The sequence below is a fragment of the Micromonospora sp. WMMD998 genome, from assembly GCF_029581235.1.
In the GTDB taxonomy this organism is placed as follows: domain Bacteria; phylum Actinomycetota; class Actinomycetes; order Mycobacteriales; family Micromonosporaceae; genus Micromonospora.
In genome coordinates this window covers 2,508,854-2,526,790 of sequence record NZ_CP120740.1, presented here as the reverse complement: position 1 = coordinate 2,526,790, position 17,937 = coordinate 2,508,854, and the positions used below count along the sequence as shown (strand labels likewise).

Annotated in this window: 23 protein-coding genes; 10 read left to right on the top strand and 13 right to left on the bottom strand. The window is 73.7% G+C overall.

The features are described from left to right. The first annotated feature begins 117 nt into the window (after positions 1-117). Positions 118-783: a TrkA family potassium uptake protein gene (locus tag O7619_RS11980; protein ID WP_282287654.1), complete on the top strand. Its 666-nt coding sequence runs from the start codon at positions 118-120 to the stop codon at positions 781-783. Between the two features lie 3 nt (positions 784-786). After that, positions 787-1,476 carry a TrkA family potassium uptake protein gene (locus tag O7619_RS11975; protein ID WP_281584270.1) on the top strand — a complete coding sequence of 230 codons (690 nt, stop codon included), beginning with the start codon at positions 787-789 and terminating at the stop codon, positions 1,474-1,476. 14 nt (positions 1,477-1,490) lie between these two features. Here the strand turns inward: O7619_RS11975 and O7619_RS11970 are convergent, their stop codons facing one another. From O7619_RS11970 to dut, 4 genes are all read right to left on the bottom strand, one after another. Beyond that, positions 1,491-2,177, bottom strand: a complete 687-nt coding sequence (locus O7619_RS11970; RefSeq protein WP_282287652.1) for a DUF3159 domain-containing protein — start codon at positions 2,175-2,177, stop codon at positions 1,491-1,493. After that, a complete protein-coding gene (locus O7619_RS11965; protein ID WP_281584272.1) occupies positions 2,174-2,554 on the bottom strand; it encodes an OB-fold nucleic acid binding domain-containing protein in 381 nt (126 codons plus the stop codon). The genes O7619_RS11970 and O7619_RS11965 overlap by 4 nt, the downstream gene beginning before the upstream one ends. Before the next feature lie 160 nt (positions 2,555-2,714). Continuing rightward, on the bottom strand, positions 2,715-3,335 hold the full coding sequence (locus tag O7619_RS11960; protein ID WP_281584273.1) for a DUF3710 domain-containing protein: 621 nt from the start codon (positions 3,333-3,335) through the stop codon (positions 2,715-2,717). Between the two features lie 25 nt (positions 3,336-3,360). Further along, on the bottom strand, positions 3,361-3,858 hold the full coding sequence (gene dut / locus O7619_RS11955) for a dUTP diphosphatase (protein WP_282288791.1): 498 nt from the start codon (positions 3,856-3,858) through the stop codon (positions 3,361-3,363). Positions 3,859-3,943: 85 nt separating this feature from the next. Here dut and O7619_RS11950 point away from each other — a divergent pair, with 85 nt between their 5' ends. Further along, the gene (locus O7619_RS11950; protein WP_282287649.1) at positions 3,944-4,432 is read left to right on the top strand and encodes a DUF3093 domain-containing protein; all 489 of its coding nucleotides are present in this window, start codon (positions 3,944-3,946) and stop codon (positions 4,430-4,432) included. A 10-nt stretch (positions 4,433-4,442) separates the two neighbouring features. Here the strand turns inward: O7619_RS11950 and O7619_RS11945 are convergent, their stop codons facing one another. Next, complete coding sequence (locus O7619_RS11945; RefSeq protein WP_282288790.1) at positions 4,443-5,171, bottom strand: hypothetical protein; 729 nt, start codon at positions 5,169-5,171, stop codon at positions 4,443-4,445. A 237-nt stretch (positions 5,172-5,408) separates the two neighbouring features. Then, a complete protein-coding gene (locus O7619_RS11940) occupies positions 5,409-5,705 on the bottom strand; it encodes a DUF4193 domain-containing protein (RefSeq protein WP_013284790.1) in 297 nt (98 codons plus the stop codon). A gap of 437 nt (positions 5,706-6,142) precedes the next feature. Here O7619_RS11940 and O7619_RS11935 point away from each other — a divergent pair, with 437 nt between their 5' ends. After that, positions 6,143-6,658: a LytR C-terminal domain-containing protein gene (locus O7619_RS11935; protein WP_282288788.1), complete on the top strand. Its 516-nt coding sequence runs from the start codon at positions 6,143-6,145 to the stop codon at positions 6,656-6,658. An 86-nt stretch (positions 6,659-6,744) separates the two neighbouring features. On the opposite strand, the gene O7619_RS11930 is transcribed toward O7619_RS11935, so the two are convergent. Further along, positions 6,745-7,566 carry an inositol monophosphatase family protein gene (locus O7619_RS11930; RefSeq protein ID WP_282287647.1) on the bottom strand — a complete coding sequence of 274 codons (822 nt, stop codon included), beginning with the start codon at positions 7,564-7,566 and terminating at the stop codon, positions 6,745-6,747. A 286-nt stretch (positions 7,567-7,852) separates the two neighbouring features. On the opposite strand from O7619_RS11930, the gene O7619_RS11925 reads away from it, so the two are divergent. Beyond that, a complete protein-coding gene (locus O7619_RS11925; protein WP_282287646.1) occupies positions 7,853-9,463 on the top strand; it encodes an RNA polymerase sigma factor in 1,611 nt (536 codons plus the stop codon). A gap of 247 nt (positions 9,464-9,710) precedes the next feature. Beyond that, on the top strand, positions 9,711-9,944 hold the full coding sequence (locus O7619_RS11920; RefSeq protein WP_091070720.1) for a hypothetical protein: 234 nt from the start codon (positions 9,711-9,713) through the stop codon (positions 9,942-9,944). A gap of 142 nt (positions 9,945-10,086) precedes the next feature. On the opposite strand, the gene O7619_RS11915 is transcribed toward O7619_RS11920, so the two are convergent. The 3 genes from O7619_RS11915 to O7619_RS11905 form a co-directional block, all read right to left on the bottom strand. Beyond that, complete coding sequence (locus tag O7619_RS11915; RefSeq protein ID WP_282287645.1) at positions 10,087-11,820, bottom strand: DEAD/DEAH box helicase; 1,734 nt, start codon at positions 11,818-11,820, stop codon at positions 10,087-10,089. Positions 11,821-12,001: 181 nt separating this feature from the next. Beyond that, a complete protein-coding gene (locus O7619_RS11910) occupies positions 12,002-12,652 on the bottom strand; it encodes a TRIC cation channel family protein (protein WP_282287644.1) in 651 nt (216 codons plus the stop codon). Between the two features lie 40 nt (positions 12,653-12,692). Further along, positions 12,693-12,911 carry a DUF3039 domain-containing protein gene (locus O7619_RS11905; RefSeq protein WP_091070524.1) on the bottom strand — a complete coding sequence of 73 codons (219 nt, stop codon included), beginning with the start codon at positions 12,909-12,911 and terminating at the stop codon, positions 12,693-12,695. 88 nt (positions 12,912-12,999) lie between these two features. On the opposite strand from O7619_RS11905, the gene O7619_RS11900 reads away from it, so the two are divergent. After that, on the top strand, positions 13,000-13,920 hold the full coding sequence (locus O7619_RS11900; protein ID WP_282287642.1) for a pseudouridine-5'-phosphate glycosidase: 921 nt from the start codon (positions 13,000-13,002) through the stop codon (positions 13,918-13,920). Beyond that, positions 13,917-14,810 carry a PfkB family carbohydrate kinase gene (locus O7619_RS11895; protein ID WP_282287641.1) on the top strand — a complete coding sequence of 298 codons (894 nt, stop codon included), beginning with the start codon at positions 13,917-13,919 and terminating at the stop codon, positions 14,808-14,810. Before O7619_RS11900 ends, O7619_RS11895 begins: the two co-directional genes overlap by 4 nt. A gap of 39 nt (positions 14,811-14,849) precedes the next feature. On the opposite strand, the gene O7619_RS11890 is transcribed toward O7619_RS11895, so the two are convergent. Beyond that, on the bottom strand, positions 14,850-15,206 hold the full coding sequence (locus O7619_RS11890) for a DUF3099 domain-containing protein (protein WP_282287640.1): 357 nt from the start codon (positions 15,204-15,206) through the stop codon (positions 14,850-14,852). Positions 15,207-15,304: 98 nt separating this feature from the next. Between O7619_RS11890 and O7619_RS11885 the strand changes: the two genes are divergently transcribed. Beyond that, complete coding sequence (locus O7619_RS11885; protein WP_281584281.1) at positions 15,305-15,616, top strand: hypothetical protein; 312 nt, start codon at positions 15,305-15,307, stop codon at positions 15,614-15,616. Further along, positions 15,606-15,917, top strand: coding sequence for a hypothetical protein (locus tag O7619_RS11880; RefSeq protein ID WP_281584282.1), 312 nt, complete (start codon positions 15,606-15,608; stop codon positions 15,915-15,917). Before O7619_RS11885 ends, O7619_RS11880 begins: the two co-directional genes overlap by 11 nt. Positions 15,918-15,997: 80 nt before the next feature. On the opposite strand, the gene O7619_RS11875 is transcribed toward O7619_RS11880, so the two are convergent. Both O7619_RS11875 and O7619_RS11870 read right to left on the bottom strand, forming a co-directional pair. Next, a complete protein-coding gene (locus O7619_RS11875) occupies positions 15,998-17,224 on the bottom strand; it encodes a low temperature requirement protein A (RefSeq protein WP_282287637.1) in 1,227 nt (408 codons plus the stop codon). A gap of 2 nt (positions 17,225-17,226) precedes the next feature. Next, complete coding sequence (locus tag O7619_RS11870) at positions 17,227-17,811, bottom strand: HhH-GPD-type base excision DNA repair protein (RefSeq protein ID WP_282287635.1); 585 nt, start codon at positions 17,809-17,811, stop codon at positions 17,227-17,229. Positions 17,812-17,937 lie beyond the last annotated feature (126 nt).

Below are 17,937 nucleotides of genomic sequence, written 5' to 3'. Positions count from 1 at the left end.
TGGCTGATCACCCTCGCGCGCGCCCGCACGGTACGGTCGGTGCCCCGTCGGGGGCGGGGACGTGGCAGGCTCGCAGACGACGGGTCGGCGGGCGGCACCGTGGGAGGAGCGGACACCGTGCATGTCGTGATCATGGGCTGTGGCCGGGTCGGGTCGACCCTGGCGCAGAGCCTGGAGTCCCGGGGGCACTCGGTGGCGGTGATCGACCAGGACGCGGACGCGTTCCGCCGTCTCGGGCCCGACTTCGCCGGCATCACCGTCACCGGCGCCGGCTTCGACGGCGAGGTGCTGCGCGAGGCCGGCATCGAGCGGGCCGACGCGTTCGCCGCGGTCTCCAGCGGCGACAACTCCAACATCATCTCGGCCCGGCTGGCCCGGGAGACGTTCGGTGTGTCCCGGGTCGCGGCCCGCATCTACGACCAGCGCCGCGCCCAGGTCTACGAGCGCCTCGGCATCCCGACCGTGGCGACGGTCCGGTGGACCGCCGACCGGATGCTGCGCCACCTGGTCCCCGAGGGCAACGTGGAGATCTTCCGGGACCTCACCAGCACGGTGTCGATCATCGAGGTGCCGGTGCACAAGGACTGGATCGGCCAGCCGCTGCGGCAGTTGGAGGAGTCCGCCGGCGCCCGGGTGGCCTACCTGACCCGGTTCGGGATCGGCACCCTGCCCACCGCCTCCACGGTGGTGCAGGAGGGCGACCAGGTCTTCATGCTGGTGACCGACGACATCGTCGCCTCGGTCACGTCGGTGGCGGCGGCGCCGCCGGAAGGGGGGCTCTGAGCCATGCGGATCGCCATCGCCGGCGCCGGCAACGTGGGCCGCTCGATCGCCCAGGAGCTGATCGACAACGGCCACCAGGTGATGCTGATCGAGCGGCAGCCCAAGATGCTGCGGCCCGACCGGGTGCCGACCGCCGACTGGGTGCTCGCCGACGCCTGCGAGCTGGCCAGCCTGGAGGAGGCCGACGTGGCCGGCTGCGACGTGGTGGTGGCGGCCACCGGCGACGACAAGGTCAACCTGGTCGTCTCGCTGCTGGCCAAGACCGAGTTCGCGGTGCCCCGGGTGGTGGCCCGGGTCAACCGGGCGGAGAACGAGTGGCTCTTCACCGAGCAGTGGGGCGTGGACGTCGCGGTCAGCAAGCCACGGGTGATGGCGGCGCTCGTCGAGGAGGCGGTCACCGTCGGCGACCTGGTCCGGCTGATGACGTTCCGGCAGGGCGAGGCCAACCTGGTGGAGATCACCCTGCCGCCGACCGCGCCGTACGTCGGGCAGCCGATCCACGCGGTGCCGATCCCCCGGGACGCGGCGCTGGTGGCGATCCTGCGCGGCAAGCGGGTGCTGGTGCCCACCCCGGACGACCCGATCGAGGCCGGCGACGAGCTGGTCTTCGTCTGCACGGCCGAGGTGGAGGACGAGGTGCGCGCGGTGATCCTCGGCCCGGAGAGCACCGAACGGCAGCGCGGACGCGCCTGACCGGCGGCGGGGGCTCAGGCCCCCGGCAGCGGGGTGACGGCGGTGGTGCCCTCCCGGGTGACCCGGCGCACCACCCAGACCGTGATCAGCAGCAGCAGCGCGTACGGCGGGTAGCCCAGCGCGAGCCGGGCCACGCCGAGCGCGGTGTCCTGGTGGGCCAGGTAGAGCCCGGCCTGCACGCCGACCTTGGCCAGCCACACCACGCCCCAGAGCACGGTGAGCTGGGTGAACGTGCGCACCAGCTTCGGGTCGTCGCGCCACTCGGAGCGCCCCTTGGCCACCAGCACCGACCAGAGCCAGCCGACGATCGGCTGCCGGATCGCGGCCGAGAGCAGCAGCGCCAGGCCGTAGGCGATGCCGAAGAGGATGCCGGGGAGATAGAAGTCGCGCTCGTCGCCGGTCCGCAGGGCCAACAGCGCGCCGAAACCGATGCCGAACAGCCCGTTGACGGCGTGCCGCACCGGCTTGCGCTGGACCAGGCGCAGCACGGCGATCAGCAACGCCACCGCGACGGCGGCGATCAGCGCGGGCCGCAGCTCGCCCAGCACGTTGGCGATCACGAAGACCACCACCGGGATGCTCGACTCGACCAGGCCCCGCCAGCCGCCGAGCTGGTCGGCCATCTGCTCGGCGATGCTGGGCAGCCGCTCCTCGTCCTGCGGGTCGAGTCCCGACGGGGTGCGCTGCTGTCCGGTGGTCACTTCGGCGGCTCCAGCTCGTAGTGCGGGTTGTAGATCACCTTGCGGTCGTCCCGGACCGCCACCCGGCCGTGCGCGGTGAGGTGCCGGCCCGGCTCGACCCCGGCGATGTGCCGCCGGCCCAGCCACACCAGCGTGACCACGTCGTTGCCGTCGTAGAGGTCGGCCTCGAGGGTGGGCAGGTTGGTGCGCGGCGTGTAGACCACCGTGCGCAGCCGCCCGGACACCGAGACCACCTGGCCCCGGCTGCACTGGTGGGTCGGGGTGCCGCCGGACTCGGCGCTCTCCCGGCGCAGCTCCTGCGCCTCGATCTCGGCCTCGCTGGCGGTGAGCCGTCGCAGGAGCCGCCGCAGCGACACCCGGCCCTGGTCGGTCGTCATGACCTCCGCGTCACCCTCTCCACCGGCGGGGCTCCGCAGGGGGCGGAACCGTCCCGCCAGCGTACGCCGATCCGGCCCGCCGGCGGCACCGGCGGGGCGGACGTGCGACGGGCCCGGTCCGGCGGCGGAGGCCGACGGACCGGGCCCGGCACGACGTGGCTCAGACCTCCTGCGCGCCGGCCTCCTGCTGCTCGGCCACCTCGCGGGGCAGCCGCAGCGGCAGCGGCTCGCGGACCGGCTTGGCCTCCTGGCCCCGGTCCACCACCAGGCCGTCCAGGCAGGCCGCGAGCGGCCCGGAGGCGGCCGGGTCGGTGGCCGCCTGGCCCTGGAAGACACCGCGCACCATCCAGCGCGGCCCGTCGATGCCGACGAAACGCAGGTCGGTCACGCCCTCCGGGGTACGCACCCGGGCGCGCAGCTCGGCGCCGCGCTCCCCCTCGACCTCCTGGGCCACCGCGCCGTCGTTCGCCAGCGACGTGCGGATCTCCTCGCGCACCTCGTCCCAGATGCCCTCGGAGCGGGGCGCGGCGAACACGCCGAGCTGGAGCGCGTTCTGCCCGTGCACCAGCACCACCTGCTGGATCACGCCCTGCGGGTCGGCCTGCACCCGCACCTCCACGTCCGGCACCGCCGGGATCTGGAGGCTGCCCAGATCGAGCCGGGGCGCGTCGGGCGCCTCACTGACGTCGTACGGGCCGCGGGCCGGCGCCGCCGGGGTCTCCTCGGCGTCGAGGACCCCGTTGTCACGCGCCTCGTCGGCCCGCTTCCGAGAGAAGATCACTGCGCCCACCCTCCGCTGTTCGCACTCACCCTGCCACCTCTTCGCTCTGCCCGCCGGCCGGAGCCGGAACCAGCCCGGCGTGCCCGCCGGTGGACCCGTGCCCGCCGGTCCCGCGCCGGGACGCGGGCAGCTCGGCCACCGGCGCGAACTCCGCCCGGGCGACCCGCTGGACCACGAGCTGCGCGATCCGGTCGCCGCGGCTGATCCGCGCCGGCGTGTCCCGATCATGGTTGATCAGGTTGACCAGGATCTCACCCCGGTAGCCGGCGTCGACCGTACCGGGCGCGTTGAGCACCGTCACGCCGAGCCTGGCGGCCAGTCCCGACCGGGGGTGGACCAGCCCGACGTACCCCTGCGGCAACGCCACCGCCACCCCGGTGGGCACCAGGGCCCGGCCGCCGGGTGGCAGCTCCACGTCCGCGGCGGCCACCAGGTCCGCGCCGGCGTCGCCGGGATGGGAGTACGCCGGCAGCGGCAACTCCGGGTCGAGCTGCCGTACGGGCACGGGCACCACATCTGTCACGGTCATCCTCTTCCGTCCGGTCCTCGCGGGGTGACCCTGCCATCCTGCCGGTTGACCGGCCGGCGGCGCGCCGTACCCTCGCAGGGTGCGTCAGTCGTCGTCCCCGGCCCCGACGGCCGCCCCCGCGCCCTACGCGGAGCGTCTCGGGCTGCCCTGGTGGGCCTGGCCCGCGGGGCTGGCCGTGGCCGGGTTGCTCGCCGCCGAGCTGTGGCTGGGCGCGGCCGGCCTCCGGGCCTGGCTGCCGTTCCTGCTGCTGATCCCCGGCACGGTGGCCGCCCTGTGGTGGCTGGGCCGGATCCCGGTCGCCGTGCGCGACGGCGAGCTGCGGGTCGACGACGCCCACCTGCCGGTGCGGTACGTCGCGGACGCGGTGCCGCTGGACGCCGCCGGCCGGCGCGAGGTGCTCGGCGTCGGCGCCGACCCGCTCGCCTTCGTGGTGCAGCGCCCGTGGATCGGCGGCGCCGTCCAGGTGGTGCTGGACGACCCGGCGGATCCCACCCCGTTCTGGGTGGTCAGCACCCGGCGCCCGACGGAGCTGGCCGCCGCGCTGCTGGCCGCCCGCGACGCGGCCTGAGCCGCCGCCGTCAGGTCGACTTGCCGGGGAGCCCTCGGGCGGCGTGCCGGAGGTCCTTGCGGAGGTGTTCGCCGAGTGCCCGGGTGGCCCGCCGGTTGAGGTAACCGGCCACCGCGGCGCCGGTCAGGAACGGCCCGAGCGTGGTGAGGTTGCGGCCGAACCGGCGCAACAGGCTGTCCCGCAACTCGCGGCGGGCGGCGGTGCCCAGCACGGCGCTCACCCCGACGCCGGGCATCATCGGGTTGATCCCCCGCTGGCCGGCCCAGGACTGCACGAGCGCCACGGCGCGCGCGGTCCCACCGGTGGGCAGCGGCATCCGGTGCAGTTCGTGCAGTTCGCCGATCAGCTTCAGCTCGATGGCCACCACGGCAACCGTCTCCGCGGCCAGCAGGACCGGCGCGGAGAGCAGGGTGGGCGTGACCGCCCACTCGACCGCGGCGACCCCGCCGCCGGCCGCGCCGATGCCGGCGGTGGCCCGGGCCGCGTTGCGGACCAGCCGGTCGGCGAGCGCGTCGTCGTCCAGGCCGGGGAAGTGCCGCCGCAGCGTGGCGAGGTCACGGATCGGCACGTGCGGCGCGACCTCGGCGACGGTGTCCGTCATCCAGCGCAGCGCCGCCTTGGGCTTGAACAGGTCGGTGAGGCCGCGGGCGCGGGCCTGGCCGACCAGCCGGACCAGCAGTTGCCGGCGGCGGGCCGGAGCGATGTCGTCGGCGGTCAGGGCGGCGACCGTGGCGCCCAGCTCCGCGCCGGCCTCGTCAGCGTCGTCGACCCCGCCGGGCGACGCCGGTCCCGGCTCCGGGGCCGGTGTCCGACCGGTGTCGTCGGCCCGCTCGCTGCGCTCGCTCACCCGTCCGCCCTCCTCCGCGCGGCGTGGCAGCCGCCCGTACGAGTCAAGCAGCTCTCCGCCGCCGTCGCACGGCAGCTCGAACAGCGGCGGCCTCGTCGACGAGGCCGCCGCCGGTGTCCCGGCTCGGGATCAGACGCACTCTCGGCAGATCAGGTCGCCGTTGCGCTCGACCGCCAGCTGGCTACGGTGGTGGACCAGGAAGCAGCGGGCGCACCTGAACTCGTCCTGCTGCATCGGGAGCACCTTGACCGTGAGCTCTTCGTCGGCCAGGTCGGCGCCGGGCAGCTCGAAGCTCTCGGCCACTTCGGCCTCGTCGACGTCCACGGCGCCCGACTGTGAGTCGACCCGCCGGGCCTTGAGCTCTTCCAGGCTGTCCTCGCCGAGGTCGACCTCGTCGCGACGCGGGGCGTCGTAGTCGGTGGCCATCGGTTTCACTCTCCAATATCGATATGGTCGCTGCCGGTTGTAACGCCGGACGACGCCGTTTCGGTTCCCCTGGCCGGCCACCATCTGTGTCGGGCACCCGACCCGACGACCGTTGGATCGGGCTCGCCGGAGGGAACCCCCCGGCGAGCGCGGAACCTTACCCCCCCATTGGGCGAGGCATGTATACCGCCCTCGCGGGAGAGATGTACGCCCCTGCGCCCGAAGTTGTTCCCAATGTGACTCAGGCGACACGAAGATAGGGGTAGTCCTACCCGTTCCCCCAGTGGCGCGCCGGCATGTCGGACTGTTTCCACGCGGGAGCCGGACAAGGGTTAACCTCAGCGGCGTACTTCGACGGCCGACAGACGCGGCCCGACCGCGGCGGCCGCCGCCACCCAATCACTGTCCGGGGAGCGCCCAGGATGAGTTTTGCGCGAGTGCGGGCACTCGTTGTCGTCGGACTGCTGGCGGTCATCGCCCTGGTCTTCGTGTTCATCGCCGTCCTGCGCGACAGTCAGGGCAAGGCCGGCACCGCCGCCGGCTGCCCGGACGGCTGGCCTCTTGTCGACCTGCGGCTGCGCGAGCAGAAGGACGTGAAGATCAACGTCTACAACGCCACCGACGAGGCCGGCCGGGCCAGTGGCGTCGCGGACGACTTCCGCAACCGGAAATTCCAGGTCAAGAAGGTCGGCAACGAGAAGAAGGAGGTCGACGGCGTGGCGGTGCTGCGCTTCGGCCCCAAGGGCGTCGGCTCGGCCCACCTGCTGCGGGCCTACTTCCTCAACAACGCCGAGCGGGTGTTCCAGCCGGACCGCAAGGACGACACCGTCGACGTGGTCCTCGGCAACAACTTCCAGCAACTGGCCACCACCACCGAGGTCAACCAGTCGCTCGGCGACCTGGGCGCTCCCGAGGCTCCGCCCGAGACGTGCCCGATGCCGGTGGAGAAGTGACCGTCGGGCCGGTCCGCCGGCCCCGATGACGACGCCCCGACGCGGCCCCCGGACATCAGCCGGGGGCCGCGTCGGCGCGTACCCGGTCAGGGGCCGCCGGAGGCGTCCAGGTCGGCGAGCCGGGTGTGCAGCGGCGCGTGCAGCGCCGGCGGCGCGGCGAGCACCAGGTCCGGTCCGGCCGGCCGGCCGGACAGGCCGGTCACCAGCAGTCCGGCCTCCCGGGCGACCAGCCCGCCCGCGGCGAGGTCCCAGGCGGCCAGCCCCTTCTCGAAGTAGGCGTCCACCCGCCCCTCGGCGGCCAGGCACAGGTCGAGCGCCGCCGCGCCCATCCGGCGGATGTCCCGCACGTGCGGGATCAGCTCGGCGACCACCCGGGCCTGGTGGGCCCGGCGGCCGGCGTCGTACCCGAAACCGGTGGCGACGAGCGCCTGCCCCAGGTCGGTCTCGGCGGAGCACCGCAACCGACGGTCGTCCCGCCAGGCCCCGCCGCCGGCGGTCGCGGTCCACTCCTCGCCGGTGAACACGTTGCGCACCACGCCGGCGACGACCTCGCCGGCCACCTCGGCGGCGAGCGACACCGCGCAGTAGGGCAGGCCGTAGAGGTAGTTCACGGTGCCGTCGATCGGATCGACGATCCACCGCACCCCGTCCGGCGCGGCCGGTCCGGCCTCTCCCGCGCCGTACTCCTCGCCGAGCACCGCGTCGCCGGGCCGCCGCTCCCGCAGCGCGTCGCGCACCTGCCGCTCCACCGCCCGGTCGGCGGCGGTGACCACGTCGGTCGCCGTGCTCTTGGTCGCGGCCACCGAGACGCCCTCGGCGCGCATCCGGTGGGCGGTGGCGGCGGCTTCCCGGGCCACCTCGACGGCGATCATGAGCAGTTCCCGCGGCGTGGGCGCCGAGGTGATCATGTTTGTCCCCTTCCCGCACGATCGGGTCCGACCGGATCGCGCGTGGTTATCATCCTTACAAAGTCCACATCTGCGCCGATTCGGCGGTCCCGGACCGGCGGTACGCCGTGCGGCGCGGGATGATCGCGGCAGACGGCGTTACAATTCACCCTGCCCACGCGCCACGGACCGCCAGCGACCGGACGGACCGGGACACGGGGGTTCCTCAAAGACTCGCCCGGCACGGCCGTTCGTGCTGCGCCGGACGACCCGGCCGTGCTCGCTCTTCGCCTCCGGAAGGTCATTCGTGACAGAACCACGCCAGACCGGCGCCGACGTTCGCTCGCTCACCGACACCCTGATCGCCCACGCGCAGAGCGCCGGTGGTCAGCTCACGTCGGCCCAGCTCGCGCGCACCGTCGAGTCCGCCGAGGTGACCCCGGCCCAGGCCAAGAAGATCCTCCGCGCGCTCTCCGAGGCGGGCGTGACGGTGGTGGTGGACGGCTCCGCCAGCACCCGTCGCCGGGTCGCCGCGGCCCGATCCGCCACTCCGGCTTCCCGGGCCACCACCGCCAAGACCACCAAGAAGGCCGCTCCGCCCGCCCCCAAGCAGGCACCGGCCGCCGAGGAGGCCCCCGCTCCGGCGCCGCGCAAGGCGACGGCGCGCAAGGCCGCCGGCACCACCGCCGAGGTGGCCGCCAAGGCCGCCGCACCGGCGAAGGCCACCAAGACGACCCGGGCCACGAAGGCCACCGTGGCCGCCAAGACCGCCGCGGCGAAGCCGGGCAAGGCCGGCGCCAAGGGTGAGGGCGCCGAGGGCGAGGTCGATCCGGAGGAACTGGCCGCCGAGATCGAGGACGTGGTGGTCGAGGAGCCGGCCGAGCTGGCCCAGGCCGCCGCGGCGGACGCGGCGAGCTCCGCCACCGACAACGACTTCGAGTGGGACGACGAGGAGTCCGAGGCGCTCAAGCAGGCGCGCCGCGACGCCGAGCTGACCGCCTCCGCCGACTCGGTCCGGGCCTACCTCAAGCAGATCGGCAAGGTCCCGCTGCTCAACGCCGAGCAGGAGGTCGAGCTCGCCAAGCGGATCGAGGCCGGCCTCTATGCCGCGGAGCGGCTGCGCGCCGCCGACGAGGGCGAGGAGAAGCTCGTCCGCGACCTGCAACGTGACCTGATGTGGATCTCCCGGGACGGGGAGCGGGCCAAGAACCACCTGCTGGAGGCGAACCTCCGACTGGTGGTCTCGCTGGCCAAGCGCTACACCGGGCGGGGCATGGCCTTCCTCGACCTGATCCAGGAGGGCAACCTCGGCCTGATCCGCGCCGTCGAGAAGTTCGACTACACCAAGGGCTACAAGTTCTCCACGTACGCCACCTGGTGGATCCGCCAGGCCATCACCCGCGCCATGGCCGACCAGGCCCGCACCATCCGCATCCCGGTGCACATGGTCGAGGTGATCAACAAGCTCGGGCGTATCCAGCGGGAGCTGCTCCAGGATCTGGGCCGCGAGCCCACCCCGGAGGAGCTGGCCAAGGAGATGGACATCACACCCGAGAAGGTGCTGGAGATCCAGCAGTACGCCCGGGAGCCCATCTCGCTCGACCAGACCATCGGCGACGAGGGCGACAGCCAGCTCGGCGACTTCATCGAGGACTCCGAGGCCGTGGTGGCGGTCGACGCCGTGTCGTTCTCGCTGCTCCAGGACCAGCTCCAGCAGGTCCTCCAGACGTTGTCCGAGCGTGAGGCGGGTGTGGTGCGCCTGCGCTTCGGTCTCACCGACGGCCAGCCCCGCACCCTGGACGAGATCGGCCAGGTGTACGGCGTGACCCGGGAGCGCATCCGCCAGATCGAATCCAAGACCATGTCCAAGTTGCGGCACCCCTCGCGTTCCCAGGTGCTCCGCGACTACCTGGACTGACCGCGCACGTCAACCAGTCGTGTCGGTTTGATCACCAGCCGTAGAACACGGATCGTTGATCGGTCGGTTGCCTGTTTGTGATCGTTGACGTGGCACCCTTGGTGCACGGCACACTGTCTTCCACGCCAGGTGTGACCTCGGTCCCCCGCGGGCACACAGGGAAGGCAGGGCCCGAGATGGGTGTTGCACGATAGGTGAGCAACGACCGACGAGTGTGTTCATCGGTGACGACCAGAGGAGGAAGGCGATGACCCCGACCCTCACGCCGCCGCCCGAGACGGTGAGCCCCCCGGCCGCCGATGAACGGTGCGACCGCTGTAATGCTGCCGGCAAGCTCCGGATCACCCTGTCGGGTGGGAGCGAGCTGGTGTTCTGTGGGCACCACGCGAACAAGTACGCGGAGGATCTCGTGAAGATCACCGTGCGCTACGCGACGGACCCGGAGTTCAGCTGGCGGGGCACCGATCTCATGGCGAACTGAGCCGACAACCAATCCGCAACGCGACATAACCGGCCGGAGGCACCCATCGCGGGTGCATCCGGCCGGTTCGTCGTGCCCGGGGCGCGACAGGTGTTAAAAAGGGGCCCCGCCTCTACCGGAGGCGTTAAGCGGGGGCCCCTCCTTACAGCGTCTGCACGGTGGCGATGCGTTCCTCCAACTGCTCGATCGTCGCCTGGGCGCTGGGGGGACCGCCGCAGATCCGGCGCAGCTCGGCGTGGATCTTGCCGTGCGGCTGGCCGGTGTGGTGGTGCCGGGCGGCCACCAGGGCGTTCAGTTGCCGCCGTAGGGCCACCCGACGCTGGGCCGCACTCATCGGAGGGGGCGCCGCCACGGGGGCCGCAGCGGCCGGCTCAGCGGCCCGTTGGGCGGCCCGGCGTCGTTGCGCGGCGAGTTGGTCGGCCTGCCGCTTGGTCAGCAGCAGCGAAACCTGGTCGGCGGTGAGCAGACCGGGCAGGCCGAGATATTCCTCCTCCTCCGGCGTGCCGGCCTGGGCGGCGGTGCCGAACGACGCGCCGTCGAAGATCACCTGGTCCAGCTCGGCGGTCGCGGAGAGCGCGGCGAACCGCTTCTCCATCTCGCCGCTGGCGCCGTCGTCGCGCTGGGCGCGCTCCAGCAGGTCGTCGTCGAAGCCCTCGCGGTCCTTGGGCTTGCCGAGCACGTGGTCCCGCTCGATCTCCATCTCGCTGGCCAGCCCGAGCAGGTGCGGCACGCTCGGCAGGAACACCGAGGCGGTCTCGCCCGGACGGCGGGCCCGGACGAACCGGCCGATCGCCTGCGCGAAGTAGAGCGCGGTGCTGGCACTCGTCGCGTACACCCCGACGGCCAGCCGGGGGATGTCCACGCCCTCGGACACCATCCGCACCGCCACCAGCCACCGCTGCTCGGACTCCGCGAACGTCGCGATCCGGGCGGACGCGCCCTGGTCGTCGGAGAGCACCACGGCGGCCTTCTCGCCGGTCACCTGCTCCAGCAGCTTCGCGTACGCGCGGGCCACCTGCTGGTCGCTGGCGATCACCAGGCCGCCCGCGTCCGGCATCCCGTTGGCCCGCAGCACGCTCAGCCGGGCGTCGGCGGCGCGCAGCACCTGCGGCATCCAGTCACCGGCCGGATCGAGCGCGGTCCGCCACGCCTGCGCGATCAGGTCCTGCGTCATCGGCTCGCCCAGCCGGGCGGCCAACTCGTCGCCGGCGTTGGTGCGCCACCGGGTCTCCCCGGAGTAGGCCAGGAACAGCACCGGCCGGACCACGCCGTCGCGCAGCGCGTCGGCGTAGCCGTAGACGGAGTCGGCGCGGGACCGCAGCAGCCCGTCCCCACCCCGTTCGTAGCTGACGAACGGGATCGGGTTGTCGTCGGAGCGGAACGGCGTGCCGGTGAGCATCAGCCGGCGTACCGCGGGCTCGAACGCCGCCTTGACGCCGTCGCCCCAGGTCCGGGCGTCGCCGGCGTGGTGGATCTCGTCGAGGATGACGAGGGTCCGGCGGGTCATGGTGCGCCGCCGGTGCACCTGCGGCGCCATGCCGACCTGGGCGTAGGTGACCACCGCGCCGTGGAAGTCGGCGGCGGAGTGCAGGTCGGCGTTGCGGAACGCGGCGTCCAACTGGATGCCGACCCGGGCCGCGGCCTGGGCCCACTGGGTCTTCAGGTGCTCGGTCGGCGCGACCACGGTGACCGCCTCGACGGTGCCGTCGGCGAGCAGCTCCGCGGCGATCCGCAGGGCGAAGGTGGTCTTTCCGGCGCCGGGCGTCGCGACCGCGGTGAAGTCCTCGGCCCGGCGACGCAGGTATTCCACCATCGCCCTGCGCTGCCAGGAACGCAGGGGCGGGAACGTGTCGAGCACCGGCAACCGGGGTGGCACGGTCAGCTCCTCTCCGCCGCGGACGGCGACGGGCCCGACCGGGGCCACCGGGGGCCGCCGCCCATCAAAACGCCCTCGCGCATCCCGTGCCGCGAAGGCCGACTCAGCATAACCAGCGGGGGCGTCCCGCCCCACCCGACGCCACGCCTGTCACCTCCGCCCACCCCGGCGCGGGAGGGGGCTACCACTCCGGTCCGCGCGCGCCGGTGCGCGGCGGGCGCAGCGTCGCCACCGGGGCGGACCAGCGCCGGCGCAGCGAGATCAGGCGCAGCCCGAAGACGAAGACCGCCGCGCCGGTGAGCGTGGTCGCGGTGGCCTGCCCGTACGTCGACAGCAGCGCCACCACGATCGAGCCGGCGAGCGCGGCCACGGCGTAGATCTCCCGGCGCAGCACCACCGGGATCTCACCGGTGAGCAGATCCCGGCCGAGGCCGCCGCCGATCGCGGTGAGCATGCCGATCATGCAGGCGCCGACGGCCGGCACGTGCGCGTCGAGCGCCTTGAGCGTGCCGGTGACGGTGAACAGGGCCAGCCCGGCCGCGTCGAGCACCAGCACGGCGGTGCGCAGGCGGGCGAGCTGGGGATGCAGGCGGAACACGACGGCGGCGACGACCGCCGCGGTGACCGCGTACCGCCAGTCGGCGAACGCCAGCGGGGGCACCTCGTCGATGACCAGGTCGCGGAAGATGCCGCCGCCGAGGGCGGCGACCACGCCGACGAAGACCACCCCGAACAGGTCGAGCCGTTTGACCACCGCCGCGGAGGCGCCGGAGGCGGCGAAGACCGCCACGCCGGTGAGGTCGGCGAGGAGCAGGGCGGTGGAGGTGGTCACCGCCGCAGGTTACGTGGGCGGGCGGCGGAGCCGCCCGCGGTCACTCGCCCCAGGACTCGTAGATCTCCTTGCACTTCGGGCAGACCGGGGAGCCGGGCTTGGCGGCCTTGGTCACCGGGAAGGTCTCCCCGCACAACGCGATGACGTAGGTGCCCATGACCGCGCTCTCGGCGATCTTGTCCTTGCGCACGTAGTGGAACATCTCGGGGCCGGTGTCGGCGTCCTTCTGCTCCGGGCGTTCGAGAATCTCAGTGCTCACGTCCCCACCTCCGGCTTCCCAGTTTTGCAGGCCGACCGGGTCGGGTCCACCGCAGGCCACCCGGCGGGCGGCCCGTACCGTAACGGACGTGACCAGATTTCGCATCAGCCTCGGTGGTGAGGTGGCCGACGCCCTGCGTGCCCGGCGTCCGGTCGTCGCGCTGGAGAGCACCATCGTCTCGCACGGACTCCCCCGACCGGACAACCTGCGCGTGGCGCGGCAGATCGAGCAGGCGGTCCGCGACGCGGGCGCGGTTCCGGCCACCATCGGCATGGTCGCCGGCGAGCTGCGGGTGGGACTGGACGACGCCCAGCTCACCCGCCTCGCCACGGTCGACGGGGTGAGCAAGCTCTCGGTCCGCGACCTGGCGCCGGCGGCGGCGACCGGCGCGGACGGCGCCACCACGGTCGCGGCCACCAGCGCGGTGGCGGCGGCGGCCGGGATCGAGCTGTTCGCCACCGGCGGGCTGGGCGGCGTGCACCGGGAGGCGACGCAGACGTTCGACGAGTCGGCCGACCTGGTCACGCTGGCCCGTACCCCGATCACGGTGGTGTGCGCCGGGGTGAAGTCGATCCTCGATGTGGGGGCCACCCTGGAACGGCTGGAGACGCTGGGGGTGGGCGTGGTGGGCTACCGCACCCGCCGCTTCCCCGGGTTCTATCTCACCGACTCCGGCTTCGACCTGGACTGGTCGGTGGACTCGCCGGAGCGGGTGGCCGACGTGCTGGCCGCCCGGGCGGCGCACGGCGTGCACCGGGGCGGGCTGGTGGTGGCCAACCCGCTGCCGGCCGACGAGCAGCTCGACCCGGCGCTGCACGACCGCACCCTCACCGACGGGCTGGCCGCGCTGGCCCGCGAGGGGATCACCGGCAAGGCCGTCACCCCGTTCCTGCTGGCGCACTTCCACGCCGCCACCGAGGGCGCCAGCCTGGCGGTGAACGTCCGGATCATCCTGCGTAACGCCGACCTGGCGGCGCGGATCGCGGTCGCCGCGGCCGGCGCCCCGTGAGGTCCCCGCGCGTCGTCGTGGTGGGCGACGTGATCACCGACGTGGTCGCGATGCTGTCCGGTCCGCTGGCGACCGGCTCGGACACCGCCGCCGGGATCCGGTTCAGCGGCGGCGGCCAGGCGGCCAACACCGCCGCCTGGCTCGCCGGCCAGGGCGCGGCCGTGACGCTCGTGGCCGCCGTGGGCGACGACGAGACCGGTCGGGAACGGATCGCCGAGCTGACCCGGGTCGGCGTGGAGTGCGCGGTGGAACGGCACGAGGGCTACCCGACCGGCACCGTGATCGTGCTCGCCCACGACGGGGAGCGCACCATGATCAGCCAGCGGGGCGCGAACCTGCGGCTGACCGCGGCGCACGTGGACGCCGCCCTGGCCGCGGCGCCCGACGCCGGGCATCTGCACCTGTCCGCGTACACCCTGTTGGACGTCGGGTCGCGCGGCGCTGGCCTGCGCGCGCTGGCCGCCGCCCGCGAGCGCGGGCTGACCGTCAGCGTCGACGCGGCCTCCGCGGCGCCGTTGCGGCGCGTCGGCGGGTCGTTCCTGACCTGGGTACGCGATGTCGACCTGCTGCTCGTCAACACGGACGAGGCGACGGTGCTGGCCGGCGGCCTGGACCCGGCGGCGCAGGCGCGGGCGTTGACCTCGGTGGCGCACCGGGTGGTGGTCAAACGCGGCGCGGCCGGGGCGGTCTGGGTGGAGCGTGGCGGCCGGGTGGAGGCGGCCCCGGCGCCCGGGGTGGCCGTGGTGGACGTGACCGGCGCGGGGGACGCGTTCGCCGCCGGGCTGCTCACCGCCTGGCTGGCCGGCGCCGGTCCGCGTGCCGCCCTGGCCCGCGCCGGCGACCTCGGCGCGCTGGCCGTGACCACGGTGGGCGCCCGACCCACGCCCTGAACCGGCGGACCGGTCCGGGCGTCGACGCGGCCGGACCGGTCAGGGCTCGGCGTCGATGACCTTGCGCGCGCGTTCCTCGGCGGGCAGTGCCATCGGCGGGGTCTCGTCCCGGCCGCGACGCTGGAAGCGGGCGGCCAGCCGGTGTTCCTCCTTGGGCGGGCGGTCGTTCGCGAGCAGCACCGCCAGCCACGGGATGAGCACCATGCCGAGCGCGCAGAGCGGCAACCAGAGCCAGAGCAGCGGGGCCTTGACGCCGACCAGGATCGCGCCCGCCACCAGGCAGGCGACCCGGACGCCCATCATCAGCACGTACCGCTTCTGACGGCTGTTGAGCTGGTCGTCCTGGCTGCGCCGGGCGTCGGTGATCAGGATCGGCTGGTAGGCCTGACGCTTCACCACGGACCTCCTACGAGGGGATACGCCCCATCCTGTCACTACCCGCGGGCGATCGGCCAAGATCCGGCGACGTGTTACGCGGGTGGTACGCTGCGCCTGTGGCCAACCGGTTCAGCTTCACCGACGAGGCGCTGGCGAACCTGCGGGTCTACGACGTCACACCCGGGGAAGTCTGGGAGGCCCTGCACAGCCACCGCCGGGTCATCCGGCACCTCGGCGACGACGTCATGGTGGTCTACGCCACCGACCACCGCGGCCGGCGTCTCGCCGTGCTGCTGGCCGAGGCCGACGGCACCGACAACGACTGGGACATCCTCTCCGCCCGCGAGCTGAGCGACGTCGAGGCCAAGCGCTACGACGACGCGGTGCGGAGATCACGCCGACGAGGAGGCGGTCACCATGCACCGTGACGAGGCGACCAAGCGGTTCCATGCCGGTGGCGACGGGTTCGCCGACCTGATCGACGAGACGTCGCCGGCGCAACTGCCCACCCCCGACACCGACGTGCCGATGGTCAGCCGGTCGGTACGCCTCCCGCTGGAGACGTACGATCGGGTCCGGGCCGCCGCCGACGCGCGCGGCATCGGCGTGACCACGCTGATGCGGCAGTGGATCGAGGCCGGCCTGGCCGACCTGGACGACTCGGCCACGGTCTCGCTCGCCGACGTGCGCCGCGCGCTGGCCTCGCTGTCCCGCCCGAACGCCGCCTGAGCGCTCACGCCCCGGGCGCCGCGGGCGCTCACGCCTCGGGCGCCGCCTGGGCGCTCACGCCTCGGGCGCCGCCTGGGCGCTCACGCCTCGGGGCCGGCCTCGCCGATGGGCTCCCGCCCGACCGGCGAGGCGGAGGACTCCGGCGGCCGTCCCCGGGCACGCCGCGCGTCGGCGAGCACGACGAGCGCCAGCACACCGGCCACCGCGCCCAGCGCCGGCAGGGCCGGCCCGGCGGTCAGCACCGGCGCGAGCAGCAGCAGCGCCACCAGACCCACCAGGCGGGAGCGGGACACCCGGCCGAAGATCTCGTACTCGAAGCGGGACCGGGCTGCCAGGAACAGCGCCGGCCCGCCCACCACGAAGACCAGCCAGCGCGGGTCGGCGGCCTCGTAGGGGTGGGCGATGACCAGTTCGTAGCCGACCGCGGCGCTCAGCACGCCGAGCACCATGAACAGGTGGGTCTGTGCGGCCGACTCGGCCAGCCGCCCCGGCGCGCCGGCCAGCCGCAACGCCTCCGCGAGCAGGTATCCGGCCCGGTGGAAGTAGAGCCGCCAGAGCAGCGCGGTCACCGCGAACGCGAGCGCGAACGCGGCGGCCGACCGGGTGGAGAACCGCCCCCCGCTGGAGGACACGCCGATCACCAGGATCGACTCGCCGAGCGCGATGAGGAAGATCTGCTGGTAACGCTCGGCCAGGTGCTCCCCGGCAAGCAGCCAGCTCCGGATGCGGGACGCCCCGAGCCGGGGCAGCGGCCAGCCCAGGAACGCGCCCAGATAGTCCGCCGCCAACGCGACCACCCACAGCGGCAGGCGCAGGTCGGGCACCAGCGCGCCGGCCAACCAGAGCGGTGTGGTCGCCACCGCCCAGCCAACCAGCCGCACCGGAACCATCCGCCGCGGGTGCCCGCGCAACGCCGCCGCCAGCACCAGCGGACGCCCGACCATCATCACCACGTACGCGAGCGCGAACGCCAGCGCCCGTTCCTCAAGCGCGCGGGGAAGCGTCACCCCGAGCACCAGGCTGCCGAACATGACGCCGACCACGACCGCCTGGATGACCACGCGCTCCGGCTCGTAGCGGCTGGTCACCCAGGTGGTGATGGTCCAGACGTGCCAGAGCACCAGGAAGAGCAGCAGCGTCCGCGCGACGTCGGCCGCCATGTGCCCACCGTCGACGTCGGCCACCATGCGTTGGGACACCCGGGTCAGCGCGAAGACGAAGACCAGGTCGAAGAAGAGCTCCAGGAAGGTGGCCCGTGCCGGGCTGGACCCGGTGCGCAGGAGCCCCCCGCCCCGCTGCTCGCTCACCGTCAGCCCTTCGCGGCCTTCGCCTCCGCCTTCGCCCGCTGCTTGAACTCGCGCACCCGGCGCAGCGACTCCGGATCGGTCACGTCCGCCACCGACCGGTACGCCTCCGCGTCGCCGTAGTCGCCGGCCGCCTCGCGCCAGCCCGCCGGGGCGACCCCGAACCGCTTGCCGAGCAGCGCGACGAAGATCTGCGCCTTCTGCCGACCGAAGCCGGGCAGCTCACCGAGCCGGCGCAGCAGCTCCCGGCCGTCGCTCACGTCCGACCAGAGCCGGGCCGGGTCGCCGTCGTAGCGCTCCACGAGCGCCCGGCAGACCTCCTGCGTCCGGGCCGCCATCGCCTTGGGGAAGCGGTGCAGCGCCGGCGGCCCGGCGAACAGCTCCACAAGCGCCTCCGGGTCGTACCCGGCCAGTTCCCGGGCGTCCGGCTCGTGGCCGAGCCGCTGCGCCAGCACGTACGGCGAGGAGAACGCCTTCTCCATCGGCACCTGCTGGTCCAGCACCATGCCGAGGAGCAGCGCCAGCGGGTTCCGGTGGAGCAGGTCGTTCGCGGCGGGGTCGATAGGCAAGGACAACGTCATGACAGTCATGGTCCCGCAACAGACCCCGCCGACCACACGGGTTCAACGAGACACGCCCTCGCCCTCGCCCGCTCCGGGGCGACACCGAGCGCATGGACGGGTCGGAAGGACCGGAACGGTTACCCTCGGTGCGTC

What these genes read in the sequence shown, in the direction of transcription:
- O7619_RS11940 (WP_013284790.1), bottom strand. Translation starts at nt 5,705, where the DNA reads ATGGCCACCGACTACGACGCCCCGCGTCGCGACGAGGTCGACCTCGGC.
- O7619_RS11965 (WP_281584272.1), bottom strand. Translation starts at nt 2,554, where the DNA reads ATGACGACCGACCAGGGCCGGGTGTCGCTGCGGCGGCTCCTGCGACGG.
- O7619_RS11880 (WP_281584282.1), top strand. Translation starts at nt 15,606, where the DNA reads ATGCACCGTGACGAGGCGACCAAGCGGTTCCATGCCGGTGGCGACGGG.
- O7619_RS11870 (WP_282287635.1), bottom strand. Translation starts at nt 17,811, where the DNA reads ATGACTGTCATGACGTTGTCCTTGCCTATCGACCCCGCCGCGAACGAC.
- O7619_RS11975 (WP_281584270.1), top strand. Translation starts at nt 787, where the DNA reads ATGCGGATCGCCATCGCCGGCGCCGGCAACGTGGGCCGCTCGATCGCC.
- O7619_RS11930 (WP_282287647.1), bottom strand. Translation starts at nt 7,566, where the DNA reads ATGATCACCTCGGCGCCCACGCCGCGGGAACTGCTCATGATCGCCGTC.
- O7619_RS11920 (WP_091070720.1), top strand. Translation starts at nt 9,711, where the DNA reads ATGACCCCGACCCTCACGCCGCCGCCCGAGACGGTGAGCCCCCCGGCC.